29 protein-coding genes and 2 pseudogenes are annotated in these 24,309 nt (G+C 53.8%); 20 read left to right on the top strand and 11 right to left on the bottom strand.

The window, feature by feature from the left end:
- Positions 1–23: 23 nt before the first annotated feature.
- Entirely contained in the window at positions 24–893 is an 870-nt protein-coding gene (locus KAQ61_RS09290) for a hypothetical protein (protein ID WP_210931588.1), read from the bottom strand.
- A 218-nt stretch (positions 894–1,111) separates the two neighbouring features.
- Here KAQ61_RS09290 and KAQ61_RS09285 point away from each other — a divergent pair, with 218 nt between their 5' ends.
- The gene (locus KAQ61_RS09285; RefSeq protein WP_244983043.1) at positions 1,112–1,393 is read left to right on the top strand and encodes a helix-turn-helix transcriptional regulator; all 282 of its coding nucleotides are present in this window, start codon (positions 1,112–1,114) and stop codon (positions 1,391–1,393) included.
- 275 nt (positions 1,394–1,668) lie between these two features.
- Positions 1,669–2,844, top strand: a complete 1,176-nt coding sequence (locus KAQ61_RS09280; RefSeq protein ID WP_210931586.1) for a hypothetical protein — start codon at positions 1,669–1,671, stop codon at positions 2,842–2,844.
- Positions 2,845–3,513: 669 nt separating this feature from the next.
- Here the strand turns inward: KAQ61_RS09280 and KAQ61_RS09275 are convergent.
- Positions 3,514–4,446: an IS5-like element ISAav2 family transposase gene (locus KAQ61_RS09275; protein ID WP_043387407.1), complete on the bottom strand. Its 933-nt coding sequence runs from the start codon at positions 4,444–4,446 to the stop codon at positions 3,514–3,516.
- A 46-nt stretch (positions 4,447–4,492) separates the two neighbouring features.
- Here KAQ61_RS09275 and KAQ61_RS09270 point away from each other — a divergent pair.
- The 3 genes and pseudogenes from KAQ61_RS09270 to KAQ61_RS09260 form a co-directional block, all read left to right on the top strand.
- Positions 4,493–4,756: pseudogene (locus KAQ61_RS09270) on the top strand (integrase core domain-containing protein); the annotation flags it as partial.
- 138 nt (positions 4,757–4,894) lie between these two features.
- A complete protein-coding gene (locus KAQ61_RS09265) occupies positions 4,895–5,194 on the top strand; it encodes a hypothetical protein (RefSeq protein ID WP_168941930.1) in 300 nt (99 codons plus the stop codon).
- Positions 5,191–6,069 (top strand): site-specific integrase, encoded by an 879-nt coding sequence (locus tag KAQ61_RS09260; protein ID WP_210931584.1) that lies wholly within the window; start codon positions 5,191–5,193, stop codon positions 6,067–6,069. Before KAQ61_RS09265 ends, KAQ61_RS09260 begins: the two co-directional genes overlap by 4 nt.
- A gap of 351 nt (positions 6,070–6,420) precedes the next feature.
- Here the strand turns inward: KAQ61_RS09260 and KAQ61_RS09255 are convergent, their stop codons facing one another.
- Complete coding sequence (locus KAQ61_RS09255) at positions 6,421–6,786, bottom strand: helix-turn-helix domain-containing protein (RefSeq protein ID WP_210931582.1); 366 nt, start codon at positions 6,784–6,786, stop codon at positions 6,421–6,423.
- On the opposite strand from KAQ61_RS09255, the gene KAQ61_RS09250 reads away from it, so the two are divergent.
- Positions 6,787–7,113 (top strand): helix-turn-helix domain-containing protein, encoded by a 327-nt coding sequence (locus KAQ61_RS09250; protein WP_244983042.1) that lies wholly within the window; start codon positions 6,787–6,789, stop codon positions 7,111–7,113.
- Between the two features lie 276 nt (positions 7,114–7,389).
- Here the strand turns inward: KAQ61_RS09250 and KAQ61_RS09245 are convergent, their stop codons facing one another.
- The gene (locus KAQ61_RS09245; protein ID WP_210931580.1) at positions 7,390–8,283 is read right to left on the bottom strand and encodes an ion transporter; all 894 of its coding nucleotides are present in this window, start codon (positions 8,281–8,283) and stop codon (positions 7,390–7,392) included.
- A gap of 162 nt (positions 8,284–8,445) precedes the next feature.
- Positions 8,446–9,384, bottom strand: a complete 939-nt coding sequence (locus tag KAQ61_RS09240) for an IS5 family transposase (RefSeq protein ID WP_210931578.1) — start codon at positions 9,382–9,384, stop codon at positions 8,446–8,448.
- 33 nt (positions 9,385–9,417) lie between these two features.
- Here KAQ61_RS09240 and KAQ61_RS09235 point away from each other — a divergent pair, with 33 nt between their 5' ends.
- From KAQ61_RS09235 to KAQ61_RS09225, 3 genes are read left to right on the top strand one after another with little or no spacing between them, the layout of a single operon-like run.
- Positions 9,418–9,657 carry a hypothetical protein gene (locus tag KAQ61_RS09235; protein WP_210931576.1) on the top strand — a complete coding sequence of 80 codons (240 nt, stop codon included), beginning with the start codon at positions 9,418–9,420 and terminating at the stop codon, positions 9,655–9,657.
- Positions 9,658–9,670: 13 nt separating this feature from the next.
- Positions 9,671–10,087, top strand: a complete 417-nt coding sequence (locus KAQ61_RS09230; protein ID WP_210931574.1) for a TetR family transcriptional regulator — start codon at positions 9,671–9,673, stop codon at positions 10,085–10,087.
- 6 nt (positions 10,088–10,093) lie between these two features.
- A complete protein-coding gene (locus KAQ61_RS09225) occupies positions 10,094–11,389 on the top strand; it encodes a Y-family DNA polymerase (RefSeq protein ID WP_210931571.1) in 1,296 nt (431 codons plus the stop codon).
- A gap of 235 nt (positions 11,390–11,624) precedes the next feature.
- Here KAQ61_RS09225 and KAQ61_RS09220 read toward each other — a convergent pair whose 3' ends face one another.
- The 3 genes from KAQ61_RS09220 to nhaR (KAQ61_RS09210) are packed head-to-tail and all read right to left on the bottom strand — an operon-like array spanning position 11,625 to position 13,931.
- On the bottom strand, positions 11,625–12,488 hold the full coding sequence (locus KAQ61_RS09220; protein WP_168943198.1) for a mechanosensitive ion channel family protein: 864 nt from the start codon (positions 12,486–12,488) through the stop codon (positions 11,625–11,627).
- A 5-nt stretch (positions 12,489–12,493) separates the two neighbouring features.
- Complete coding sequence (locus KAQ61_RS09215) at positions 12,494–12,994, bottom strand: phosphate-starvation-inducible PsiE family protein (RefSeq protein ID WP_210931569.1); 501 nt, start codon at positions 12,992–12,994, stop codon at positions 12,494–12,496.
- Positions 12,981–13,931 (bottom strand): transcriptional activator NhaR, encoded by a 951-nt coding sequence (gene nhaR / locus KAQ61_RS09210; RefSeq protein ID WP_081770874.1) that lies wholly within the window; start codon positions 13,929–13,931, stop codon positions 12,981–12,983. The genes KAQ61_RS09215 and nhaR (KAQ61_RS09210) overlap by 14 nt, the downstream gene beginning before the upstream one ends.
- Positions 13,932–14,038: 107 nt before the next feature.
- Here nhaR (KAQ61_RS09210) and KAQ61_RS09205 point away from each other — a divergent pair, with 107 nt between their 5' ends.
- From KAQ61_RS09205 to KAQ61_RS09180, 6 genes and pseudogenes are all read left to right on the top strand, one after another.
- Entirely contained in the window at positions 14,039–14,377 is a 339-nt protein-coding gene (locus tag KAQ61_RS09205; protein ID WP_168943196.1) for an HPF/RaiA family ribosome-associated protein, read from the top strand.
- Between the two features lies 1 nt (position 14,378).
- Complete coding sequence (locus KAQ61_RS09200) at positions 14,379–14,960, top strand: hypothetical protein (protein WP_051519707.1); 582 nt, start codon at positions 14,379–14,381, stop codon at positions 14,958–14,960.
- 32 nt (positions 14,961–14,992) lie between these two features.
- A complete protein-coding gene (locus tag KAQ61_RS09195; protein WP_210931567.1) occupies positions 14,993–15,544 on the top strand; it encodes a DUF3616 domain-containing protein in 552 nt (183 codons plus the stop codon).
- The gene (locus tag KAQ61_RS09190; RefSeq protein WP_210931815.1) at positions 15,501–15,983 is read left to right on the top strand and encodes a DUF3616 domain-containing protein; all 483 of its coding nucleotides are present in this window, start codon (positions 15,501–15,503) and stop codon (positions 15,981–15,983) included. The genes KAQ61_RS09195 and KAQ61_RS09190 overlap by 44 nt, the downstream gene beginning before the upstream one ends.
- 73 nt (positions 15,984–16,056) lie before the next feature.
- Positions 16,057–16,467 (top strand): annotated as a pseudogene (locus KAQ61_RS09185) (transposase); the annotation flags it as partial.
- 60 nt (positions 16,468–16,527) lie between these two features.
- Positions 16,528–17,675 (top strand): IS3 family transposase gene (locus KAQ61_RS09180; RefSeq protein ID WP_210929257.1). Its coding sequence is split into 2 segments (ribosomal slippage): positions 16,528–16,789 and positions 16,789–17,675, totalling 1,149 coding nucleotides; the frame shifts between segments, so codons are not numbered across the junction.
- A 324-nt stretch (positions 17,676–17,999) separates the two neighbouring features.
- Here the strand turns inward: KAQ61_RS09180 and KAQ61_RS09175 are convergent.
- The 3 genes from KAQ61_RS09175 to nhaR (KAQ61_RS09165) form a co-directional block, all read right to left on the bottom strand.
- Entirely contained in the window at positions 18,000–18,518 is a 519-nt protein-coding gene (locus KAQ61_RS09175; RefSeq protein ID WP_210931565.1) for a YqhA family protein, read from the bottom strand.
- 35 nt (positions 18,519–18,553) lie between these two features.
- Entirely contained in the window at positions 18,554–18,715 is a 162-nt protein-coding gene (locus KAQ61_RS09170; RefSeq protein WP_210931562.1) for a hypothetical protein, read from the bottom strand.
- Positions 18,716–18,830: 115 nt separating this feature from the next.
- The gene (nhaR, locus tag KAQ61_RS09165; RefSeq protein WP_210931560.1) at positions 18,831–19,763 is read right to left on the bottom strand and encodes a transcriptional activator NhaR; all 933 of its coding nucleotides are present in this window, start codon (positions 19,761–19,763) and stop codon (positions 18,831–18,833) included.
- 139 nt (positions 19,764–19,902) lie between these two features.
- Here nhaR (KAQ61_RS09165) and KAQ61_RS09160 point away from each other — a divergent pair, with 139 nt between their 5' ends.
- The 5 genes from KAQ61_RS09160 to KAQ61_RS09140 all read left to right on the top strand — a co-directional run bounded on the left by KAQ61_RS09160 (position 19,903) and on the right by KAQ61_RS09140 (position 24,289).
- Positions 19,903–20,292 (top strand): HPF/RaiA family ribosome-associated protein, encoded by a 390-nt coding sequence (locus KAQ61_RS09160; protein ID WP_276514462.1) that lies wholly within the window; start codon positions 19,903–19,905, stop codon positions 20,290–20,292.
- A complete protein-coding gene (locus KAQ61_RS09155; RefSeq protein ID WP_210931556.1) occupies positions 20,289–20,969 on the top strand; it encodes a Bax inhibitor-1/YccA family protein in 681 nt (226 codons plus the stop codon). The genes KAQ61_RS09160 and KAQ61_RS09155 overlap by 4 nt, the downstream gene beginning before the upstream one ends.
- A 306-nt stretch (positions 20,970–21,275) precedes the next feature.
- Positions 21,276–22,286, top strand: coding sequence for a TerC family protein (locus KAQ61_RS09150; protein ID WP_210931554.1), 1,011 nt, complete (start codon positions 21,276–21,278; stop codon positions 22,284–22,286).
- 383 nt (positions 22,287–22,669) lie between these two features.
- Complete coding sequence (locus KAQ61_RS09145; RefSeq protein ID WP_210931552.1) at positions 22,670–23,176, top strand: universal stress protein; 507 nt, start codon at positions 22,670–22,672, stop codon at positions 23,174–23,176.
- A gap of 174 nt (positions 23,177–23,350) precedes the next feature.
- Positions 23,351–24,289 (top strand): sodium-dependent bicarbonate transport family permease, encoded by a 939-nt coding sequence (locus KAQ61_RS09140; RefSeq protein ID WP_210931550.1) that lies wholly within the window; start codon positions 23,351–23,353, stop codon positions 24,287–24,289.
- The last annotated feature ends 20 nt before the right edge of the window (positions 24,290–24,309 follow it).

Below are 24,309 nucleotides of genomic sequence, written 5' to 3'. Positions count from 1 at the left end.
GATTGACTTAAGTGATTGTGAGATTAAATTTCATGTATTGATTTTAATGGTGTTAAAGGTTTTGTTTTTCTAAGTTTGATGATTTGAATCTGAGCAGAAGATAGATTGCATTTTTTCCGAGTCACGTTAACTAATTTAGATGAGGCTTGGCAATATGATTTGTAAGTGATGTCTAAAGAATATTTTTCAACTAATATATTGTATAGATCTTCTCTTTTTCCATAAAATAAATGTTTACCTTTATCGTGCCCATGATATGGGAGAAGATTTTTTATTTGCATATTTAAGGCGGCCTTTTTCATCATTTCTTCTAGTTTTATGAAAGCTGGCTCTCCAATATTGCAATATGGGTCTTTTTCCTTTTTTGTCTTTTTTGCGACTGTTCCTTTAATTTCTTCAAGGTGCCACTCGGAAGTTTTTAAAATTTGAGGAATCCTCTTATAACCTGTCTGTACTAGGAAGAGATCAAAAGGGATATTTTCCGATTTGCCTTTGCTTATTTTTGGTGAATAAATCAATTGTAGGTTTTTACCCTCGTCATTACGCCACTTTGAGTAATGCTCTATAACACTATCAATATTGATTTGGTATTGGTTGTGAAGAATAAATGCGATTCTCATCCAAAAAATAATAGGCAAACTCATTTCTGATGAAATGTGCGCTATGGTATTGGATAGCACTCCTACGATTCTTTCAGCCGATTCTGCTAGACAAGTATCGACTTCGTCAGGTGGCTGATAAAAATTTTCGGTAACTCTATTTTTTTTGATCTCATGAAGAATATGCTTTCTAAGCTGTTCGTCATGGATGGGTATTTTAGTTTTAATGACGATTAATCGAATGAATTCTTCAAGTGACCAGTGATGAATATCATGCTGAAAGATTTTTGTCATGGTTTTATTGGATGAATATTTTTATCTTGTTGAGCTATGAAGATCGGTACCTAACACTGTGCCTAACAGATGGCCTAACACATACCTAACAATCGTACCTCACACCTAACAGTTCAGCAAAGCAAGCACCTGCCTTGCCTGCAAATTTTCTAAATCTGTAAAGCCTGGTAGCTGGGCGACTGCATCCTGCATGTCGTCCGTAGCACTAGGAGCTTGCTATGGCATATCGCCAAAAACCTATCCTTGCTACAGGCGCTGACTGCGCAGCTGCCTCAACCAAGCTTGCCCGTCCACGCCTTGATCCTTTGCTGGACTTCGATCAGCTTCCCAATTCCGCCCATGTCCGCATAGATGTGGTGCAAGGGCTGTATGCGTGCTCACGCGCAACCGTTTGGCGTCACGTTAAAGCCGGTCATATCCCTGCCCCTGTGAAGATCTCAACGCGCATAACTGCTTGGCAGGTTGGCTCGTTGCGTAAGCACCTGATGGAGATAAATTGAGGCGAATTCATTCCCTGACTTTTGCATGTGAATAGCTGTAAAAGTCAGGTATTGAAAGGCCGCATAAATATCAGTTTTATGGCTAATCGATTAGGCGATACAGCTAGTTATAAGCCATAAAAAATAAACGAAACACTGCAGGAATAGTGGTTTATTAAGGCGATACAGATGATGGGTTGTTATCAATGATGCTACTGACACATTGAGCTAGTAATAGTGTAAATATCGTATAGCTGTAAACCACTAACCAAAACCAATTTACGAAAAGAAGAGATATGACTGATACGCTTCACATGTTGACAAAAAATAAGCCTATACCAATTAAGTTGGCTTCCAAGATGTTCGGTATTGATTTTTGGAAATCATTCATCAATGACGATGTCAGTGGGGGGAAGGTTATGACTTTGAAATCGCCTGTGACAGGGGCTGGCTTCAAAGTAACCCCTTGGCTGGATAAAGAGAAAAAGCACCTTGTTGGCTTCTTAATAAAAATCAACGTGCCAGCCTGTGTAGTAGGAAACAACGCATTTTTGCATGTACTGGTCTACGAGTCTGCAAAGCTAGCCTTGATGCTTCTAAAAGAGCATTTCAAAAGCAATGGAGTTAGTCCTAAGTATTTAAATATGATTAACTTAAAGCATGCTGTGATCAAGTACTTGGAGCTAACCTACTTGCTCAAGTGCGATGATATTGATGATGCAATGCTTAAACGCAATGAGCTTGAAGCACGTATTAATGCCATCTACCATTACATAGCTACAAAATATAGAAATCATCAAGGTGAAGGTTATGATAGAACTGTATATTTGGATCTTCGTAATCATCCATTTGTGCGTGCATACATTAAATGGCATGACATTAAGGAGAATAAGAAATACGGTTTATATGATGGTGCGGATTATTTGGGCGAAGATATAAAAGAAAAGATTTATGCTTTAAGTCAATCTGGTTTGCGTATTGAGTTGGGTGTTAGTGAAGCCTATTTGGAGAAGCATCATCCGGGTATGAGTCGCGTTATGGCTTGGAAAGATAAAGCTAAATCAGATGATGTAATTGGTAAGGTTTTTGAGAGTTTTCGGTCTATGCTTCGGTTGAACGATAACCTTCGCCACAACAAGCATCGTCCCAATGATTTGGCTAAGTTTGATCAAAAGACGCAGGATTTTCTTAAAATTTACTACGCTGGCGAGGCAGGGCCTTATCTTGAAGGGCTAACGAAAAATCAGCGCTATGAACTGAAAAAGAAGATTTTGAATGTTGCGCGGATTGACCCTAGTATTCCTCCATCTAAACATAAGCAGCTGACGCATATGAAGTGGTGTAATCAACCTCCAGCCCCAAAGTTGTTAAAAAAACATCGTGAAATTTGGCCCTATGTTTTTAATATGGAAAACATGCCAATGTTTTACGAAAATATTAAGCAAGCAGGTTTGAAATTGAATATTAAATAATTTGATGATGGTACTTCAGATATCTCAGACTTGATGGGTGATAACCATGTAGATGAGAAAGAGAAGACGATTAAATCGGAGCCTTATCGTGGCTTTGGAAGTTTGAATATTCCCAATATTTCAAATTTGGCTGATGATTGATAGGCGGATTATTTGAATTTGATGGCATGTGACCTGGCGGTTGCATGCCATTTTTTGTTTTGCAGCTTGTCGTTACTTGCTTGACGCAATACATGTCGCAATTCAAGTATTGCGTCATTTGTATTTGGAGGCTCCCAATAGTTTATGGTGCTGAGGGTGTCTGGGTAGTTGGGCAAGAGGATTCAGTGCTCTACGAGCACGGTTGTATCGCCCCTGGTGTCGCGGGCCGATGCTGCTTGAGTCAAGGTCCGTGGGCAAAGGCAAGCAAAGCGTGTGCACTACTTCCTTGGCAGACTTAGGGCCCTGTTTGCGATTGCTTCAGCAGGGGGGACAGTGCACAGGGCTCGCCTGGGACTTTTAAATCAATGAGATAGCTGCGGAATGGATGCAACCCCCGTAGGTTCAGGCACAAATGCCGCTACCATTCCGAGAGAATGAACTGCTCCCTCCAAAAAGGGGGTGTCCGAATTTTTGGGCTTTGTTGCATAAATCGGCCATAGGCCAAGGCATCCCCAATCCCAAATAGATTTACGCAGCAGCGACTGTCTGGGGCGTGCCCAGAGCGGTAAATTGATTGAGGATTGAAGCTCGGATGTGCAGCTCGGTCACCTGGCGCTCAAACGTCCTGGCCATGACCTTCTCGCCCAGGCGCTTGAAGCAATTCATCTTGGTCTCCACCAGTGACCTTCGGTGGTAGCCGCTCCAGCGTTTCCAGATAGCCCGCCCCAACTGCCTACACGCCTTGACCGCTTCATTGCGGTGAGCAAATGCCAGCCCTTTGCGCAGCTTCGCTCCTTTGCGCGGCGGGATGATTGGAATGGCTCCCCGCAGGTAGCACGCCTTATGTACATCCTGCGTGTCGTACGCCCCATCACCGGTAAAGCTAGCTATCTCTTCATTGCTTGGAATTTGACCTAGCAGGTCTGCTGCCATGGGCGAGTCGCCCACTTCATTGGTTGTTACTGCGATGGCCCGAATCTGCAGTGTCTGGGCATCAATACCCAGATGCACCTTGCGCCACTGGCGGCGGCGCTCGGCACCGTGCTTTTTGGTTTTCCACTCACCTTCGCCCAAGAACTTGATGCCCGTGGAGTCGGCCAGCATGTGCAAGCCTTTGTCACTTGCACGGTAGCGCACCTGCACATCCAAGCTCTTTTGCCTGCGACACACCGTGCTGTAGTCGGGCACTGGCCAATGCAGGCCTGCCATACCCAATAGCGACTCAACCAGGCCCAGTGTCTGGCGCAAGGGCTGGCCAAACAAGCACTTGATGGTCAGGCAAAACTGGATGGCCGCATCTGAGAACTTCTGGCAACGACCACGCTTGCCCGTGGGCCGAGCTAGCCACTGCATATCCCTATCGAGCCAAATGGTCAGCTCACCTCGCGCCTTCAACGCTGCGTTGTAAGCCTTCCAGTTCGTTGTGCGGTACTTAACCCGACCCCAGCTCGTCTCTCTCATCTCCCGAGCCTACCTCAGCTGCGACCGGCATTTGTGCAACAACGCCTCTGTGGGTAGCACTGGCGACTCCTATGACAACGCCTTGGCCGAAACCATCAACGGCTTGTACAAAACGGAGGTTATCTACAAACGAGGGCCGTGGAAAACAAGGGAATCACTGGAGCTGGCAACGCTGCAATGGGTGCACTGGTTCAACCATGACAGGCTGCTGGAATCCATAGGGCATATACCGCCAGCGGAAGCTGAGGCAAACTACTGGCGGCAAGTTGCCAATACCGTGCAGGCTAACGCCTGCACTTCAACAAACTAGCCTCCACCAAACCCGGTGTGATTCAGTTAGTTATTTGATGTGATCCCGGAGGGTGTTGGGTTTGGGTTTTTGGGGTTGATTTTCTCGTCTCTATGAGACGAGTAGCAGGAGGGGGGCCGGGGGGAGGAGTCGGCACAAATGGCATCTGTGGATAACTTGACGCTGTTGCGATGGCGGGAGATGGAGTCGATCCATGTCCTGCGCCTGTTGGCCGACCACATCAAAGAAGACCCGTCATTCCATCCTCGATCGAGTCATCGGACGACTCGTTGGCACGTATATGTAGCAGGCCGCGACTGGGAGTTCTTGTGCACCGGCCCGAAATTCTGGGATGTACGCGTGGAGCGTGGCGGTGGTGGTGCCATCGATCTGGTCATGCATCTCTATACAATCAAATTCAAGGCAGCTACGACGCTCCTGAAAGAGAGAGGTGTATGAAACTTGTCATGGCAACTGCGGATTTCTTGGTTGCTGGCCGAACTTTTGCTGGGTTTCCGTTGCTGCTCGATGATGACGGCTGGCCCATGGAACCGGCACAGTCGTTTTTATGGCACACGTTAATTACCCATGGTGGTGTCGAAAGCACACTCACCTGGGAAGCCTATGGGCGGCGTCTGTACGACTATTTTGCCTTCCTTGCTGCGAATGAACTTCAGTGGGATGAGGCGCAAAAGCCGCACGGTCTAAGTGTGGTGATGCGGTATCGCGATTGGTCGCTCGGTGAGCTGGCCCTAAGTCCCAACACGGTCAACAAGCGATTGAATTTGATCGTGCGGTTTTATGACTGGTGCAAGCGCCAGGGATACATCACCCAGCTGCCATTTGGCGTGCGCGATGTGCGAACACCCGCGCATCAGGGAATTCTTGCCCATGTTGATCGATCTGGCGGCGTCGTGCAAAAGCCAGCCATTATGGCGCGCGAGCGCAAAGCCACAATCAAATTGCTGACCAAGACGCAGGTTCGACAATGTCTCGGGACCCAACTTGACCCAAGCCACGCGCTTCTATTCAATCTGATGGTCCGCACCGGCATGCGATCGTGCGAAGCGCGCTCATTTCCTCTTGCCTATGTCTTTAATCCCAGAGCCCGCTCGGATCTGCGCACCGGCCAGATAATCCGCATTCTGCTGGAGCCTGCGGATATGCATATCAAATACAGAAAGCCCAGGAGTGTCGATGTGCCCTGGTCTCTGATGGAAGATATGTGGTCGTATTCCTTGCACCAGCGCGAGATGCGGCGTCGGCGATCCGGATTGACTCCGGCGGCCTTGGTATTGACTGAGCTTGGAAACCTAAATCTTGTAAGTCATTGATTTTAAATGACTTTTTCAAAACAAAGCTCCCCCAACCCCACGCTTCGAGGTTAAATTAGCTTTGTATTCTAACCATGAAATGCAATCAAATTGGGATTTCCCAAAGATTTCGTACTAGACAACATATCAGGACGAAACCTAGAAATACCTTAGGTTCTGCGTGACCTCCTTACATATCCAAGCCTACAAGCCCATCGTATTGATGACCTCAAAATCTCACAGCCAGTTGTAAGGCAGGCAAATTGATCAATCAATACCGCCGCTCTCACCACTCCCATATTCGGCTGCTCGAAACCCTAAAACCGCAACCCGCAAGAGGTAGAACCTCAGGAGCGCATCCTGATGCGTATATCAACTTCTACCCCGGTAGTTCAGCACGCTATCGACCTTTCTTGGTCGTCCAATCTTCTTTTGTTCTACTGGCTGCTCTTGAACAAGTTGCACTTCGCCCGTGCTTGCAGCCATCTCTTCAATCGGTGCAATAACTTCACCCATATCAGGTTGCGCTCCTGATGCATCCAAATACCTAGCAAGTTCCATAACCGTCACACGAATACGTGAGCCGGGCAATTTTGCAAAAGGAAGGGAATTCCTCGAACTCTGCACGTAGATCCACTGCTTGCTGCACCCCAACACCTTTGCAACCTCATCAATGTCCAGCACAAATTTTTCTGGAAACATCTCCCTTAGCAGTTTCAAGTGGCTTGTATCAGTCATATGCTGAAACAGCATACATCAAAATCCCAAAATGGGATATCCCGAAATGGGTTTCATGCTAACTGGATGACGCGCCCGCCCAATCATCCGAAACTTGTAGCACTGCGAAATCTCCTAGCCAAAATTCGCAAGGAGAAATCAATACTTCAAAAAGATCTTGCAACAGCCCTAGGCCGCCCACAATCTTATGTTTCAAAATATGAAAATGGCGAAAGAAGCATTGACATAGTTGAATTCATAGAAATTTGCAATGCAATGAAGTACGATCCTGAGGAAATTTTTAAAAAATATTTAAAAGCAGCATATCAAACTGATAAATATTCATAAGCCGATCATAAGATAAATATTTATTATTATATCTATCTTAAAGAAATCAAATAGATTATACTTTTTATGCCTTCACAAAGTTTTTCAAATTAATTATCCATCTGCAATTGAAGAGAAATTCTTATAAATAATTTAATTCAATTATTTAACATCATCAACTAAGCTCAACCATTTTATTAATCAAATAAATAATTAAAATATATTAATATTTTAAAGGCCTCTAATTTTCTCCATCAATCCACATAGAGATCTTCTAAAAATCATAACCTTCAATAATTATTTTTTTATAATTTCATTGCCACAGATTTTACAAAAATTCGCATCTTTATCATGCAGTTTTTCATGGCATTTATCACATTCATATTTCATACCATCAGGTCTATAGGACATATTTCTATAAAACTCCGCACCAACCAACCCTGTTGGCACAGCCAAAATACCCCAACCTATCAACATCATTATCGAAGCAAAGAAACGACCTGCACCTGTGCTAGGCGTTATATCACCATAACCGACCGTTGTAACCGTAGAAATTGCCCAGTAAATTCCAACAGGCACACTAGTAAACCCATTCTCTGGGCCTTCAATTATGTATATAAGGGTTCCCATAACAAACACAATTACTGCAACAACAGAAAGAAATACAAATATCTTTCTAGCACTACTTTTTAGTGCCCTACCAAGAAATAGATAGTCTTCCATAAACCCTTTTAGCAAGGGAAATACATGAAACGTCCTAATTAGGCGCAATGCTCTTATTGCTGATAAATAATGAGCATCAGGATAGAATATTGAAAGATAGGCTGGAATAATCGAAAGAAAATCAACAACTCCGTAGAAGCTAAAGATATAGCCCACAGGCTTTCTAACAGATATAATTCTTAAAATATACTCAGCAGTAAATATAATAGTAAAAAACCACTCCAAGCCGCTTAGTAGATTTTCAAAACTTGATTTCTGAACACTTGGCACACTATGAAAAATCAAGACCAAAAGACTTAGAGCAATTAAGATAGTAAGTATTCGGTCAAAATTCCTCCCTAATTTCGTATTGCTTTCAAATATAGTTACATAGATGCTTTTCCTCCATTTTGCAACCGGCACGCCAAGCCTCTCAGCAGAAGGGTAGCGCTGCGAAAATCTATCGATCCATTTATCAAAATTTGTCATATAAAAAAGGCCATTTATAATGAACTTTTAATTTAATTTATTGAATTTTATTTATTAAGACTTTGCTAATAGCTCCATCTTTAATTTCCGTAACTTCAAACTCCCACCGGCCTTGTTGCACAACTCCCGTCGGAGACGGCATGACCCCAACCCCAGACGGACTTACCCCAAGGCCACTGTCACCGGGCGCCCGAGTTGGCTGAATCGGTTGAGCAGCGCCACGCGGATGTGCAACTCCGTCACCTGACGCTCGAACGTCCTGGCCATGACCCGCTCGCCCAGTCGTTTGAAGCAATTCATCTTCGTCTCCACCAGGCTGCGTCGGTGGTACCCGCTCCACTTCTTCCAAATCCGGCGACCCAGCCGCTGGCAGGCACGCAGGGCTTCGTTGCGTGAGCTCGCCCCGGCTTGCGTGCCCTTCCATGCTCGCGCATTCTTGCGTGGCGGGATGATGGCTTGCGCATTGCGCAGCGCTATCGCTGCATGGCATGCCTTGGTGTCGTAAGCACCATCGCCGCCGACACTGGCAATGGGTTCATCTGGCGGTATCTGGCTGAGAAGTTCCGGCAACATGGGCGCATCGCCCGTGCCGTTGTCAGTGACCTCGATGGCACGGATGTCCAGCGTGCGGGCATCAATGGCCAAGTGTACTTTGCGCCACTGGCGCCGGTACTCGGCACCGTGCTTTTTACACTTCCATTCGCCTTCACCCAGGAACTTGATGCCGGTGCTGTCGACCAGCAAATCCAGTGCCGTTGTGCTGGGTCGGTAAGGCAGCTTAACGCTCAAGTCTTTCTGGCGCCGGCACACGGTGCTGAAGTCTGGCACCCGCCAGTCCAGGCCCGCCAAGCGCAACAGACTTTCGACCAGCCCCAAGCTTTGACGCAGGGCCAGTCCGAACAAGCATTTGATGCTCAGGCAGAACTGGATTGCCGCATCGGAGAAGGTGCGTTGACGACCACGTTTGCCGCTGACAGTGGCGTACCACTGCATGTCCTTGTCCAGCCAAACTGTCAGTGAACCTCTGGCCTTGAGTGAGGCGTTGTAGTCCGCCCAGTTTGTCGTCTTGTACTTGCCACGCGGGCGCTTACTTTCACTCATGACGTCACCCTACCAGCTGTTGCCGCTGGTTTTATGCAACAACGCCGCGCCGGACTGTACGAAGCGAGTCGATGTGTCGATTGCAGAAACGCCGTCATTGACGAGTCATTTGCCGATGTCTGGCAAGACCTCTATCAGCAGCAGCGCGAATTACTGGCCATCGACGATGCGGGGCCGGCAGTTAGGCAACGAGCCGAACGTGATGTTCGGTGGGCGCATCAGGTCATGAAAGATCTTGGTCTGCTTGCGGAATCGTCCAAATTCACAACATAGACAGGGATAGACAATGGGTGACCGAAAGGTGCACAACCGAAAACAGACGATCGACGGCATCGAGCAGGCCATTGAACAGTTACAGGCAAGCCAAGGTAAGTTGTCGATTTCCGCTGTGGCGAAGATGGCCGGGGTTACTCCTGCACTGATTCACAACACGTATCCCGATCTCGCCGAGAAGATTCGGGGCTTGGTGGGCAAGGCAACACGAACCCAGCGGGATGCCAAACATAGCGCACTGGTTCGCGAACGCGAGATCAATCGGACGCTACGGCAGGAACTTGTCGAGACTAGGGCAACAATCGCGAAGCTTGCGTCGGTCAATCAAACGTTGCTGAACGAGATGGCCGTGCTGAAAGGCATCGCCACGGGCAAAGTGGTCGCAATCCTGCGTGCTCGTGAACCGAGCAGTGAGTCCTCGCCAAGGTAGCCAGCCATGTTCGCCTTGGTAGATGGCAATAATTTCTATGTCAGTTGTGAGCGAGTATTCCAGCCCAGTCTTCAAGGACGTCCTGTCGTTGTATTGTCGTCAAATGACGGATGCGCGATTGCACGCAGCAATGAGGCGAAAGCACTGGGCATCAAGATGGGGGCCCCTTGGTTTCAGATCCGGCATCTGGAGAAGGAGGCCGGTCTGATCGGTCTGTCAGCGAACCTCGCTCTGTACGGTGACATGAGCACGCGCATGATGCGGATCACCTCGGAGTTAGGCCCGACGCAGGAGATCTACAGCATTGACGAATCATTTATCGGATTGCATGGTGTGCGCGATGACTTGGGGATGCGGGCATGGACTGTGCGCAATCGGATACTCAAATGGATCGGCATTCCGTGCGGAGTTGGGATCGGTCCGACCAAGACGCTGGCAAAACTCGCCAATCATGTCGCAAAAGCTGCGGAGCGCAAGCCAGGCAGCTACCCATCGGAGTTCGCCACGGTATGTAACCTGGCGGTCTTGTCATTGGCCTCCAGAGAGGCCCTGATGGCGGCAACGGAGGTTGGTGATGTCTGGGGTGTCGGCCCTCGGATCAGCAAGCAGTTGCGGGATGCTGGCGTATTGACGGCCCTCGATCTGGCGCGAATAAACCCAGCCTTGGTACGCGAGCGATGGAGTGTAGTGCTGGAACGTACCGTTCGCGAGTTGCAGGGTGAGTCCTGTCTGGCAATTGAGGATGCTCCGGCCCCCAAAAAGCAGATCGCCCATACACGAAGTTTCGGCCACCCGATCAGTGATCTGGATGGACTGATTGACGCAGTCAGCAGCTTCACGGTGCGTGCTGCGGAAAAGCTTCGCCAGCAAGGGAGCGTGACCCGGCATGTGAGCGTGTTCGCGCATACCTCGCCATTTCGTTCGGGGCCGAACTTCTCACGTAGCATGGTGGTTGCATTGCCACGACCAACATCTGACACCCGTGTTCTTGTCCTGGCGGCTATACGCGGGATCAAGCGGATTTACCAGCCCGGCTTCCAGTTAAGCAAGGCAGGTGTCATGCTGCTTGATCTAGCACCGGAGTCGGTGAGTCAGGGGGAATTGTTTGAGCAGAACGACTCCATCGATTCGATGGGTATTTCGAAAACGCTGGACGTGATCAATGCGCGCTTTGGACGCGGCGCAATTCAGCTGGGTTCGTCAAGCTTGAAAAATGTAAGGCGAGACTGGTCGGTAACGCGAGGGCGTCTCAGCCCGCAATACACGACCCGATGGGAGGACTTGCCGATCGTACGCGCGTAGCCCGCACGGATAGTGGCCGGGTGCGGCCAGAAGCGGCCCAAGGGCTAACTGGAGCCAACGTCTGCAACGAACCTATTGCCGCCGTTGGCGTGATGGCGTCACTGTTTCGGTAACCCAGACCGTGCCTTTCTTCGCTTCAGCCATCAGTTGGCTCAGCCCGTTGATTTGGGCAATCTGGGGCTTGGGTGCACTGGTCTTGTTCATCTTTGCAATCGCCGGACACTGGCTGGTCGGATCATTCAGCAAGACGCCCCGGCCCTGAGTCACTGGACTGAGTTAACCTCAACGCCCGCCAGGTATCGCGAAACACCGCCTGTTCGACTTTCAATCGCAAGTCACTCGGACAGGCTACCCTGACCACGAGCATCAGTTTGTCGGGGTCGGAAAAGTCCCACAGCACCTTGTTGCGACCTGACGGAAAGGCGATGAAGCTTTCGACCGAAATCCTGCGGAAATGGGCTTGGGCATCTGCCTGCCAGGCCTGGGTCGCCTGATCGGCGGCCGCCAATGCAGCAGCCTCGACTTTGTCGAGATCGTCCGTTGCTTCCTGAGGGATGGGCATGCGGAAGAGATGCAACACATATTCCCCCGTCAGGGAGGTGTTCTTCAACGGCGTCGTCAGCAACAAACCATTGGGAAACTCTGCCACCTTTCCGGTCTGTTGCCCGCCATAGCCCAGTTCAGCCAAGGTGGTGGCAAATATATCGATGTCGATGACTCGCCCGCTCAGTTGGTTGATTTCAACAAGATCGCCAACTTTGAATGGTCGAACGAAGGTGATGTAAAGGTAGCCGAGTACGCACATCAGCAGTTCCTTGCTGACGATCAGTACCGCGCCAGCCACTGCCGCAAGAGAGAGCGCAAAACCGGCGATTGTCGATGCCCAGACGGAAATGATGATGAACAAGACCAGAAACCAGATGACGTTTCTGGCCCAGACCAGATGTATCCGCCGTTTTTCCGCTGAAATCTCTCCCCGTGCCAGATAGCGTGCCCAAAGATGGGAAAGGGCCATGCCGAAGGCGATCAGTAAGAAGGTCGCGATGACCTTTTCCCATTGGCCGGGAATGGCGACAAACAGGTCATTCAGCGTGGACATGGGCGTCAACCGTTAGCAGAAGGAATGATGCTGCGTGACATTCGGCGCTTTGCGCCTTGCGCACGAATCACGATCAGGTAGTAGCCCACGGACAAGGCCAGAGTCACGGTTGCCGTCGCATAAACGTGACCAGCACCGACTTCGTTAAAGTCAAGCACGATGACTTTGCGAGCAATCGCCATCAATGCTGTTCCGAGAACAATTTCGACAGCCAGTTGCTGATTGTGGTTGTCTTCGACATACAGAATGATGTTGTGAAAAATTTCAATGGCAATCAGCACCGCCATAAAGGCACCAAATGTCGCCATGATGTCCTTGATTTCTAGCAGCATGAAGGGCGGTGCGATCAAACGCTGATGGAGCACATAAACCACATCTACCACTCCCCAGATGATGACCATCACCATGATTGCGGCAAGGACTCGGGAAACCTGGGCGATCACCCGGTTAAAGAACAACAAGACGGGGTCTTTCGTTTGGTGAGTCGAATTTTCATTTGCTTGCATGAGGGTCTCCGATTGGGCTGGCTGAAGTGCCTGGATGTTGATGGGATAGATCGGGAGTGAGTGCTGTACGGGCGGAATCGATGATCGTCGCGATTGATGGATGGCTGATCCGCCGCTCGGCGGTAATCGCCCAGAAGCTTTCATGAATCTCCTCTACGCGACCGACACAAGGCGTGTTGTAGCGTGAGTGGATCTCATCAGCCAGCACCGCCGGCCCCGGGAAGAAACCGGCACCGGCTTGCCCGAATGCCTTCATTAGCGCGCCATCATCGAACTCGCCCATCAACCGTGGGGTTAGCCGCTGGTCACTGAACCAGCGATCAATCAGGCCACGAACTGCGGCATGCCCGCCGGGCAGGAGTAGTGGTGCATTGTTCAGACATTCCGGGAAAGCGGGCGGCTCGGGGCACAGGGATTCGGCCGCAAAAAAGGCCAGGGCGCTTTCACCCAGCTTATGGCTGTGACCGCGAATGGCCAGTCCCGATGGCATCGGGCGATCGGCCACGACCATGTCGAGGTGGTGCAGGGCCAGTTCGGCGAGCAGCATGTCGATACTGCCTTCCCGGCAAACCAGTCTGACCGGTTCCGGCAGTTTGCCAACGGGGGCCAGCAAGCGGTAGGCAAACGATTTCGGGACAACATCTGCGATGCCGATGCGCAGGATCGGCATCGGGCGTTGCTGGCGCGCCAGCAACGCCTGCTTCATCTCGCTTTCGAGATGCAGTATTTCATCGGCGTAGGACAGAGCCATCCGTCCGGCATCGGTCAGTTCAAGACCGCGGCCTGAAGGGCGGAAAAGCGCGGCCCCCAATTCATTTTCAAGCTGACGCAGTTGCCCGCTAATGGTTTGTGGCGTGAGGTCAAGTTGCTCCGCCGCCCGGCTGACGCCACCAAGCCGGGCTACCGTCCAGAAGTAATGAAGGTGTTTGTGATTCATGCTGACATTTCGGAAATTTACGAAATATTATCCACAAAAAATTGTGTTTTTTAAATATTCGTCCTTGTTTATCTTGAAGCCCTATTTCACTATCTGAGGAACAGGGAATGAAGATCGACATCCGCAGCCAAGGGATCACAGTGTCTGACGATTTGCGAGAGCACATCGAGCGTTGTGTGAATTTTGGTCTGGATTGGGCCGAGCACGATGTCGATCGAATCGTCGTCAGCCTGTCCGACATCAATGGTCCGCGTGGCGGCAACGACAAGCGCTGTCATCTGCGTATTCCGCTGTCGCGGATGCGGGATGTGGTGATCGAGGAAGTTGCCTGCGATCTGCAGGCGGCGATTGCGCATGCCGTCGATCGTGCCGCAGGCAGCCTCGAACGCCGCTTGTCCCGGCAACGGGAGTTTGGGCCGACCCCCGTGTTTTCGGCGGAGGAATGACGTGAGCCCATTATCCAATCCCCTCTTGCGCGGTCTCCTGAGCCGTATCTTTTCGATCAGCCGCCGAACCTGGATTTTCCTGTCGGTGACCTTTCTGGTGCTTGTCGCATTATTCATCTGGGCGGCGATCAGCACTGCCGGATGGTTGTTCGGTATGGCCAGAGATGGGGTCAACGCTGCACCGGAAGCTGTACGTGCCGCCACCGCTCAGGTCGAGCAGGTCATCCCGGGCGTCCAGGAAAAACTGGGCGTCCTGGTTCCAGGATTCAAGCCGGAAAGTCCGCTGCGCGAAGTCTCGGGTACCGATCCGGCGCCGGTTGCACGTTATCCCGGCCTGGCGCGAGTTCAGTGGCAACGCGATGAGCAGCAAGTGCAAGTGCGTTACCAGGGCAAGGCTGATTTCACCGAAGTTCTAAACCACTATATCCAGGGCTTCGCCGCACTGGGGTACCAGCAGACGCTTCGCTCAGCCTCACCCTCGGAAGAGCGCCATGAGTTCGTCAAGGACGGCGAGCACTTCACACTGGTTTTTTCGGTCCAGGAGAAAGATGTTGTCACCATCGACCTGAGCTCTCGCCGATGACCGTTTTAGATAACGCAAATTAAGGAAAGATCATGATGACCTTGCAAGCCCGTGAGTGGTCAAATCGCACCCCGCAGCTGACGAATAAGCCAACCGAAGATGGCACTTGTCAATCAGTAGGGCGACCAACGCAACATCTTTTCCAGAAACCCCATCCCATGCCCAAAACCCGAATCCCGAATGCCGTTCGTCTTGAGTTCGCACCTGACTCCCTGGTTCATAACAACCTGTCGGGAGCAGCCTTCACCGGCGATTGGCTCTGGGTGGCAGGCGACGAAGCCAGTGGTCTGGATCGCCTGCGCCGCCTTGACGCCGTAGGCGGCGAGTCCTTGCATTTTGGCGAAGTCCGCGATTTTCCGCTGGCTGAGCTGCTGGACCTGCCCGGTGCAGACGATGATGAGGCCGACCTGGAAGGCATGGCGGTGGCCGATGGCTACCTCTGGGTGGTTGGTTCGCATGGCCTCAAGCGCAAGAACATCAAGCCGGACCGAGGTCACGCCGACAACGCCAAACGGCTGGCAAAAGTGACGCTCGACGCCAATCGCCAGCCTGCTGGCATGTCTGCCCATCGAGCCCGATGCTAAGGGTGAGCCCTGCCTGGTACGTCAGGCTCAAGACGGCCGCCAGGCACTGCGGCTCAAAGGCGATGCGCAGGCGAACCTGCTCACCCGCATCCTGGCCGACGATCCCCACTTTGGCCCCTACATGGCGATCCCGGGCAAGGACAACGGCTTTGACATCGAAGGTCTGGCGGTGGACGGACAGCGGCTGCTGCTCGGCCTGCGTGGCCCGGTGCTGCGCGGCTGGTCGGCGTTGCTCGAAATCGCAGTCGAGGCGCATCGGGATCAACTCCGCCTGGTACCCCTTGACGAGAGCGGCACGCTGCTGCGCAAACATTTCCTGCAACTTGACGGCCTGGGCGTGCGCGACCTGCATTTCTCCGGTGACGATCTTTACATCCTGGCCGGTCCGACAATGGTGCTCAATGGTGATATCCGTGTCTTCAAATGGCCATTCTGTTGATTTCCAACCAGAATTGACCCACTAGCCCCCGGTGGAGATGCGGACAAAAACTTGGACTACCAGGAGGTAGTTCATGTACTCATACGCAGACAGGATTCGTGCAGTTGAGCTTTGCATCAAGCTTGGCTTGCGTGTCAGGGCCACGATCCGCCAGTTGGGATACCCAACGAAGAACGCATTAAAAGGTTGGTATCAGCAGTACCTGAAGCATCAGGATTTGCCTGAGAACAAAGCACCAAGAGCGCAGAAATACTCACTGGAGCAAAGACAGGCGGCAGTCGCTTATTACCGTGCCCATGATCGCTGTATTGCTGCAACGATGAGGGCTTTAGGCTACCCAGGCCGAGGTACGTTGACTGCCTGGGTTCGGCAAGACTGTCCTGAGACGAGCAAATCGATAGTGGGTAGAGCTTGGCCGGCTGCCAAGCCTGATGCGCTGATGTGTGAGGGGGTTGTGCAACTGTGTGCCCGGCAATCGACAGCTGGGCTGCTGCCGGTTTCAAAGACACCTTGTTAAGGTGGAAGATGAAACCGGAGGTGGTTCATGGAGACAAGAAGGACATTCAGCCGCGAGTTCAAGCTCGAGGCGGTCAGGTTGGTCACCGAGCGTGGCGTGGCTGTGGCCCAGGCAGCCAAGGACCTGGACGTTCACGAGAACGTGCTGCGCAAGTGGGTTCGTGAGTTGCGAGAGGAGCCCCAGGAGGCGTACCCTGGCAACGGCAAGCAGAAGGCCCAGGACGCGGAGATAGCGCGACTGCGCAAGGAGGTTGCCAAGCTCAAGATGGAGCGCGACATCCTGAAAAAAGCCGCGGCCTACTTCGCGAAGGAGTCGATGTGAAGTTCGGCTTCGTGGCGAAACACCGAGGGGCCTGGCCGGTCAATCTGATGTGCGAGGCGCTCGGTGTCTCGCGGGGTGGCTTCTACGCGTGGCTCACACGGCCCAGGAGCCAGCGCAGCCTCAGCGATGAAGTGCTGGGCGCGCAAGTCCACCAGAGCTTCGTGCGCAGCGACCGCACCTACGGCGCGCGCCGTGTGTGGCACGACGTGCTGGAGCAAGGTCAAGCCTGTGGTCTGCACCGCATCGAGCGACTCATGCGAGAGCAGGCACTACGAGCCAGGCCCCGACGACGTGGACTGCCCAAGGACCGGGGCACGCGCAGCGCGGTGGCCGACAACGTGCTGGACCGCCAGTTCCGGGCCGATGGCCCGAACCAGAAGTGGGTAGCCGACTTCACCTACATCTGGACAGCCGAGGGCTGGCTGTACGTGGCGGCGGTGCTGGACCTGTACTCGCGGCGCATCGTGGGCTGGTCGATGCAGGAGAGCATGACCTCGCAGCTCGTGGTGGATGCGCTGATGATGGCAGTGTGGCGTCGAGGCAAGACGGTGGCCTTGTTGCATCACTCGGACCAGGGCAGCCAGTACACCAGCGAGCACTTCCAGAAGCTGCTGGATGAACAAGGCATCACTTGCAGCATGAGCCGGGCTGGTGAGGTCTGGGACAACTCGGCCATGGAGAGCTTCTTCAGTTCCCTCAAGACCGAGCGCACGGCCAGGAAGGTGTACCGCACACGAGGGCAGGCCCGTTCAGATGTGTTCGACTACATCGAGTGCTTCTACAACCCGACGCGCCGGCATTCGACGCTCGGCTATCTCAGTCCCGTACAGTTCGAGAAAGCTCAAGAAGCTTAGGTCGGTGTCAACGGAACCGGCAGCAGCCCATTCCTCCACACTGGTTGCGTAGAACAAGCATCGGGCTCGCGTCGCGTGCCCGATGATGGCCGAACATCGAGAGGAAAAAGCACGGGATTACTCGACATCTGCAGGAGGCGCACGCTGAGGCCTTCGCCAGGTTGAGTCCAAGGCAGCGATCCCTGCTGCTGCAACATTCGTCGGCTGAGTTGGCCCGAAGCGAAATGAACTTTCAAACAATCACGACGCGCAAAACTTGTTCGCGTCGGGCAGACCATGGGTGGTTCAGTCTGCGCGTGTGTTGAACACGATTTCGAGAAGCCTCTATGCCTTTTCTCGCGTCAACCGCTCGGCAAAAGAGATTCCTATGGCGGAAAGTACGAACATAAAGTGGATCACAGCCACCATCGTCACGACCTGTATGTTTTCCAAACTCAGATCGCCACTCAAGTAGGTCTTCAATGCATGTACGCCTGAAATAGAAATGATGGCGAAGGCAAGCTTCAGCTTGAGGTTGTAGGTATTGACGTGGTCCAGCCAGTCAGGCTTCTTCATGTCGTTCTTGTCAAAGTGCCCGGTGGTCACAAAGAGCGATACACCCGCCAGCGCCACAACCCAAACAAGCTGCGCCACCATCGTCATGTCCACCAGTTCAAGCACCTTGATGATGAGGTCGATCTTTTCGAGTTGGCCAAACAGCAAGGTATTCATCAGCTTGTAGGTTTCCAGGAGGAACTTTCCCAGAATGCCGAAAATGATCGCTACCAGACCCACATAGAAGAACAGCATGGTGAATCGCATGCCGTAAAGCAGCGACCCGACCCCTGATAGTAGTTTTTTCATTGTTAATTGCCTTGAAACAGAGCTGACAGGGTACATCAAGCAGCGGTGTGGCCGCAGCTTCCTGCACCATCCGCCACTATGCCCATGCGTTTGGAGCATACCGGGCCACACGTTTCAATCGTGGCGCAGCAGACGTACAGCACGAGCCAGCGCGCCTTGCCGCCCGGCAGCGCCGGCAGTCGCAATGTCTTCGGCATGGGTGGTCCTACTTCCGTACGGAGGGACGACGTCTTGGAGCTGCCGAACCGGATGGTCCTCTCCTGTGCGATGCCTTTTTGCTAAGTCTTGTGTGGGCACTGGTGCCTGACGCGCTCAGGCCGACGCTCGGGCGGACGGGCGCCGCCGCGTCGGAGGCGCGAACAACTCATTGCGTGCCGCCTCGGTGATGGCGGTCACACACGGGTGAGTGATGCGGCGTTCGACGGAGATTGCGAAGAACTCCTCAACGACTTCGTGCGTCGCGCCGATCGCGCGAACGCCGTATTGCTTTTCGATGTCACGTTGGAGCACGGTTGGACCCGCGAAGATGCCCATTCCTCGTCGCCCAAACTCCTTGGCCAGGGCACTGTCATCGCACTGGCCCACCACCCTGGGGTGCAGCGACCGCGCATGCAGCCAGGCACGAAGGCGCTGGCCAACTGCGGATTCCTCCGCTGGCATGATCAGGGGTGCGCCGTCCAGACAGCCCGGAAATCTTCCGGTGCACCACGCGAGTATCGAAGGCGCTGCGAAGAAGCTCACTCCGCAGCTGCCCAGCTTGTGATTGAAGGCGCGGATGCTGACGGTGGAGGGAATCGGCGCATCGGAGATCACGAGGTCGAGACGGTGCAAGGCCAACTCGCCCAGCAACGTGTCCAGCTTCCACTCGCGGCATACGATGCGAACCGGCTCTGGCAATTGAGAGGCTGGCTCGATCAGTCGGCAGGCGATCGTCTTCGGTACAGCGTCTACCACACCCACTCGAAACTCAAGCAGCATGTCTTTGCGGGGGTGCTCACGCACGGCTTCCTCGAGCTCGGCCCCCGTCGAGAAGATGTCCTCGGCATAGCCAAGCGCCACACGTCCGACATCGGTAAGCACCAAGCCGCGTCCGCTCTTGGAAAACAACGGCTTCCCAAGCGCCTCCTCAAGCAACTGTATCTGCCCGCTGATGGTCTGCGGTGACAGGTGCAGCCGCTCGCTGGCACGCTGCACGCTGCCGAGTTTGGCGACCTGCAGGAAGTAGTGGAGGTGCTTGTAGTTCATGATCCGGGCCCGGACGCTTGCTGACGCAATTGTGCCGTTTTTTCGGATGATGGCTACAAAACAATCTGATTTTCAAGCGCAACGCCCGGCCCTAAATTCTGGGCATCTTCACTAACGACGAAACGCGAGGTGCAAATTGATGGTTGACATTCATTCTCAAGGATTTGCGATGACGGATGCGTTGGCCCAGCACGTGCGGCGTCGGCTTGGCTTCATGCTGACACGCCACAGCCACCGCATCAAACGGGTCCTGGTCCGTATCGGGGACGAGAACGGGCCGCGTGGCGGGCCCGACAAGTTCTGCCGAATGCAGGTCTACCTGCTCAATGCGTCGGCCGCCGTGGTCGAAGAGGTCGGCGTCGATCTTTACGCCACCATCGACCGGGCCGCCGAGCGCGTCGGGCGGGAGGTGGTCAAGCACCTCGATCGCACCCATCCGCTGCGAAACACTTCACGCCAAGGTCCTCGGCCCTCACGCAACCGGTACGTGCCCCTTGATACCGTCTACCTCCAAGGAGACAGGGCATGACCAGTGAGCGCGCCCAAACTTTGGTTGTTTCCCGGCAGGACACGCCGAGCCTGATCAGCACGCATGCCGTGCTGCGCAACACCTACGGCCTGTTGTCCCTAACGCTTATTTTCAGCGCCGCGACGGCTGGGGCAAGCGCGAGCTTGGGGCTCCCGCACCCCGGCCTGATGCTGACGCTGGTTGGCTTCTTCGGCCTGCTGTACCTGACCAACAAGCTGCGTGCCAGCGGCTGGGGTGTGCTGTCGATGTTCGGGCTCACAGGCTTCATGGGCTACACCCTGGGTCCGATCCTCGGGCAGCAGTTGGCGTTGCCCGACGGGCATCAGGTAGTGATGATGGCCATGGGTGGCACTGCGACCATCTTCCTCGTGCTGTCAGCCTATGCACTGATCACCCGCAAGGACTTCAGCTTCATGGGTGGGTTCCTGCTGGCAGGCATCGTGGTGGCATTCCTGGCTGGCCTGGGAGCACTGCTTCTTGACGTGCCAGCGCTGTCGCTTACCGTGTCAGCCGCCTTCGTTCTCCTGATGGGCGGTCTGATCGTGTTCGAGACCAGTCGCATCGTCCACGGTGGCGAAACCAACTATGTCCTGGCCACCGTCGGGCTCTATGTCGCCATCTTCAACCTGTTCACGAGTCTGCTTAGCCTCTTCGGCATGGGTGGCTCGAATGAATGATCCCTCCAGAAGGAGTGTTACTTGAAATGCGCAACCCGCCCTGACACGGTGCTCACACAACTGCCGTTCGCGGATTCTTGCTTTGAGCACCGCCGAAGTCGGCAGGACAGCGCAGGCATTGCTGGCTGAGCGACACATTTCTTATCTGCGCCGTGACAGATGGGTCCCTCGCATACTGGTGTGCGCATATCGCGGGTGCAACCCAAGAGTCAGCGCTTGGGCCACGAACCTCTATAATCGCCCGTCCTGTCCCCGTCGTCGTTCTCAAATCTGGGCGACTCTCTGCAACTCACTTCAATGGCGGTCATGCAATCTATCGGCTCTCCACTCATGTGGTCCTTGTTCACGGCTTTTGTGCTGGTCGCACTGCTGGTCGATTTCTTTGCGATGAGCAAACAGGGCGCACACCGCGTCAGCACCCGCGAGGCTGCCATCTGGTCGCTCGTCTGGGTCGGCGTGTCTTTCGTCTTCATGGGATGGCTGTGGTGGCACCTTGGCGGCACCGGAACGGATGAGGCCGCGCGCTCGCTGGCCAATGCCAAATCGCTGGAGTTCCTGACCGGCTACTTGATCGAAAAGGCGCTTGCTGTCGACAACATCTTCGTGTTCTTGATGTTGTTCACCTACTTCGCAGTGCCGGCAGAGTTCCAAAAGCGCGTACTCATGATCGGCATCCTCGGCGCGCTCGTGCTGCGCGCGGTGATGATTCTCGTGGGCGCCTGGCTGATTGCTCAGTTCCATTGGATCCTGTATCTGTTTGGCGCCTTCCTGCTGTTCACTGGCATCAAGATGTGGTGGGCCGCCGGCCAAGAGCCCGACCTGGACAACAATCCAGCTCTCAAGTGGATTCGCAGCCGCTTCAAGATTGCGCCGGACTATGACGGCGAGAAATTCTTCACCATGTTTGGCGGCGTCAGGATGGCCACGCCTTTGCTGGTGGTGATACTGCTCATCGGTATCGTTGACATTGTGTTCGCAGTGGACTCGATCCCGGCCATCTTTGCGATCACGACCGACCCATTCATCGTGCTCACCTCCAACGTGTTTGCGATCCTGGGCCTGCGCGCGATGTACTTTCTTCTGGCCAACATGCACGAGCGCTTCCACCTGCTCAGCTATGGGCTGGCGATCGTACTGGTGTTCATCGGTGCAAAGATGTTGTTGATCGACGTCTATAAGATCCCGGTGGTTTTTTCGCTCGGATTCACCGCAGTCACGCTGGCAGTGACGATGATCCTGTCACTCAAGATTCCGCCCAAGGGGACACCAGGCGGCGCCTATCCGTTTGATGTGAAGAAGCGGGATGACCAGGCATAAGAACCGACGGACGCGCGGTAGCGTTCGTGACGCGCGCGCATCCTCCATGCTTGACATGAGCCGCCAGCAGCCATGTCGCGCAGCCACGATTGATGGCTCTGCTTTTTCGGATACTTGCATCAGAACAATCTGATTTTCATGATCCCCCGATCACATTAAATTCAACCAGACAGCACAGTCAACAAATCGCAAGGTGTAGAGAGACGATGAACACTCAGGCTCACGGTTTCACTGACAAGCGGGCGCTGCCCCAGAACCTTCGGCGACAGCAGCAATTGGATGCCTGCGATCACGCTGCCAATAACGGCGGCGTGAGCTCACCTACAGCGATGGGATCGTGGGGCAAGCACCCAACCAAATAAACAGCTTATGTAAAGATCTCCATGGCCACGCTCCTGCTACCTTGCGACGGAACAGCCAGCGCGCTGCTTGCCGTGCGGCATGTCATATCTGCATACTCTTGCGGCGAAGTGAGGATGATTCACTTGCTGAACGTGCAGCCGCCTTTCTCTCCCAACGTTGTTCGCCACATCAGTCGCGATCAATGCGCTGAATTCCAGCAAGAGCGCGCGGATGAGGCGCTCGCCGTCGCGCGGCAGCTTCTCGATACTGCCGGCGTCCCTTACCGCGCTCATCTGGAAATTGGTGACAAGGCTCACTGCATCGCCGCCGCCGCCCGCCACCTGTGTTGCCACCGCATCGTCATCGGCACGGCGCGCAAGAGTGCATTCGTGCGCGCTGTCCAGAATTCGCTCACCAGCCAGCTCATGGAGAACTGCACGGTGCCTGTCGAGGTGATCAGCGGGGCACCCGCGGGACTCCTGGAGCGAGTCGGGATCCCCGCCAGCGTGGGCACAGGCATGGCATTGGCATGGGTGGGTGAATCGTGAACCCGCGTCTCGCCTCACGGGCCGTTATCTTCCGATCCCAGTCTTCACCATCTTCGCCTCCCATGTTCTCGTACAGCTTGATAGCTACGAAGTCGCTTCACCCCGACTCGGAGGCCTACATAGTCGCGTATCTCGGCATCTTGCCGGTGCTGATCGCGCGTTGATCGCTACACGATGCCGCACTTCGAACCCGTTATCCTTTTCTTCCTCCTTGGGGTGCTGGCCGGTTTCGTGCGGTCGGACCTGCGCATCCCTGGCGTCCTCTACGAGTCGCTGAGCATTTTCCTGCTCCTGGCCATCGGCCTGAAGGGCGGGGTGGAGTTGGCGCGCCATCCGCTCTCTTCCGTTGCGCTGCCCACCCTGGTAGTGGTCGCTGCGGGCGCGCTGATCCCGCTGGTGGCCTACCCGGTGCTGCGCCGCCTGGGTCGGCTGTCCCGCGCCGACGCCGGTTCGATCGCCGGCCACTACGGATCCGTTAGCGTGGTCACGTTTGCAGTCGGCACAACCTACCTCGCCCGCCTTGGCCAGGAGTTCGAAGGCTACATGACGGTGCTTCTGGTGTTGTTGGAGTTTCCGGCCCTGGTAATCGGCGTCCTGCTCGCGCGGCGCGGCGAGCTTGGCACACCCTGGGGCAAGGTGCTTCATGAAGTGTTCGCGGGCAAAAGTATTGTGTTGCTGCTCGGCGGGTTGGCGATCGGCTGGATCGCTGGGCCAGGTGGCATCGAGCCACTGGACCTCTTGTTCTTCGACCTGTTCAAAGGCGTGCTCGCTTTCTTCTTGCTCGAGATGGGCTTGGTGGCAGCGAGCCGCTTCGGCGAGTTGCGCCGTGCCGGGCCGTTCCTCCTTGTTTTCGCGACCGTTATGCCACTCTTCTCCGCCGGCCTGGGACTGGTGACCGGCACGTTGCTGGGCTTGTCCGTCGGTGGCGTTACGCTGCTGGCCACGCTTTACGCCAGCGCGTCCTACATCGCAGCACCTGCTGCCATGCGTCTGGCAGTTCCACAGGCCAATCCAGCCCTATCAATCGGTGCGGCGCTGGGCATTACCTTTCCCTTCAACCTGTTGGTCGGCATCCCTCTGTATCACCGGCTCGCACAGCAAGTCGTACAGTGAGGACGCACGGCCAATTGAGG

Source organism: Comamonas aquatica (assembly GCF_018064205.1).
GTDB lineage: Bacteria > Pseudomonadota > Gammaproteobacteria > Burkholderiales > Burkholderiaceae_C > Comamonas > Comamonas aquatica.
Note: the sequence above shows the minus strand (reverse complement) of the source record. Positions and strands in the feature narration are given on the sequence as shown.

Bases quoted from the DNA above. Each gene is read 5' to 3' on its own strand.
- KAQ61_RS09260 (WP_210931584.1), top strand. From the start codon at position 5,191: ATGAAACTTGTCATGGCAACTGCGGATTTCTTGGTTGCTGGCCGAACT.
- KAQ61_RS09290 (WP_210931588.1), bottom strand. From the start codon at position 893: ATGACAAAAATCTTTCAGCATGATATTCATCACTGGTCACTTGAAGAA.
- KAQ61_RS09250 (WP_244983042.1), top strand. From the start codon at position 6,787: ATGCTGAAACAGCATACATCAAAATCCCAAAATGGGATATCCCGAAAT.
- KAQ61_RS09235 (WP_210931576.1), top strand. From the start codon at position 9,418: ATGCAACAACGCCGCGCCGGACTGTACGAAGCGAGTCGATGTGTCGAT.
- KAQ61_RS09255 (WP_210931582.1), bottom strand. From the start codon at position 6,786: ATGACTGATACAAGCCACTTGAAACTGCTAAGGGAGATGTTTCCAGAA.
- KAQ61_RS09265 (WP_168941930.1), top strand. From the start codon at position 4,895: ATGGCATCTGTGGATAACTTGACGCTGTTGCGATGGCGGGAGATGGAG.
- KAQ61_RS09150 (WP_210931554.1), top strand. From the start codon at position 21,276: ATGCAATCTATCGGCTCTCCACTCATGTGGTCCTTGTTCACGGCTTTT.
- KAQ61_RS09240 (WP_210931578.1), bottom strand. From the start codon at position 9,384: ATGAGTGAAAGTAAGCGCCCGCGTGGCAAGTACAAGACGACAAACTGG.
- nhaR (WP_081770874.1), bottom strand. From the start codon at position 13,931: ATGAATCACAAACACCTTCATTACTTCTGGACGGTAGCCCGGCTTGGT.
- KAQ61_RS09225 (WP_210931571.1), top strand. From the start codon at position 10,094: ATGTTCGCCTTGGTAGATGGCAATAATTTCTATGTCAGTTGTGAGCGA.
- KAQ61_RS09160 (WP_276514462.1), top strand. From the start codon at position 19,903: ATGGTTGACATTCATTCTCAAGGATTTGCGATGACGGATGCGTTGGCC.
- KAQ61_RS09155 (WP_210931556.1), top strand. From the start codon at position 20,289: ATGACCAGTGAGCGCGCCCAAACTTTGGTTGTTTCCCGGCAGGACACG.
- KAQ61_RS09230 (WP_210931574.1), top strand. From the start codon at position 9,671: ATGGGTGACCGAAAGGTGCACAACCGAAAACAGACGATCGACGGCATC.
- KAQ61_RS09280 (WP_210931586.1), top strand. From the start codon at position 1,669: ATGACTGATACGCTTCACATGTTGACAAAAAATAAGCCTATACCAATT.
- KAQ61_RS09205 (WP_168943196.1), top strand. From the start codon at position 14,039: ATGAAGATCGACATCCGCAGCCAAGGGATCACAGTGTCTGACGATTTG.
- KAQ61_RS09215 (WP_210931569.1), bottom strand. From the start codon at position 12,994: ATGCAAGCAAATGAAAATTCGACTCACCAAACGAAAGACCCCGTCTTG.
- KAQ61_RS09145 (WP_210931552.1), top strand. From the start codon at position 22,670: ATGGCCACGCTCCTGCTACCTTGCGACGGAACAGCCAGCGCGCTGCTT.
- nhaR (WP_210931560.1), bottom strand. From the start codon at position 19,763: ATGAACTACAAGCACCTCCACTACTTCCTGCAGGTCGCCAAACTCGGC.
- KAQ61_RS09285 (WP_244983043.1), top strand. From the start codon at position 1,112: ATGGCATATCGCCAAAAACCTATCCTTGCTACAGGCGCTGACTGCGCA.
- KAQ61_RS09245 (WP_210931580.1), bottom strand. From the start codon at position 8,283: ATGACAAATTTTGATAAATGGATCGATAGATTTTCGCAGCGCTACCCT.
- KAQ61_RS09275 (WP_043387407.1), bottom strand. From the start codon at position 4,446: ATGAGAGAGACGAGCTGGGGTCGGGTTAAGTACCGCACAACGAACTGG.
- KAQ61_RS09170 (WP_210931562.1), bottom strand. From the start codon at position 18,715: ATGCCGAAGACATTGCGACTGCCGGCGCTGCCGGGCGGCAAGGCGCGC.
- KAQ61_RS09175 (WP_210931565.1), bottom strand. From the start codon at position 18,518: ATGAAAAAACTACTATCAGGGGTCGGGTCGCTGCTTTACGGCATGCGA.
- KAQ61_RS09140 (WP_210931550.1), top strand. From the start codon at position 23,351: ATGCCGCACTTCGAACCCGTTATCCTTTTCTTCCTCCTTGGGGTGCTG.
- KAQ61_RS09220 (WP_168943198.1), bottom strand. From the start codon at position 12,488: ATGTCCACGCTGAATGACCTGTTTGTCGCCATTCCCGGCCAATGGGAA.
- KAQ61_RS09195 (WP_210931567.1), top strand. From the start codon at position 14,993: ATGATGACCTTGCAAGCCCGTGAGTGGTCAAATCGCACCCCGCAGCTG.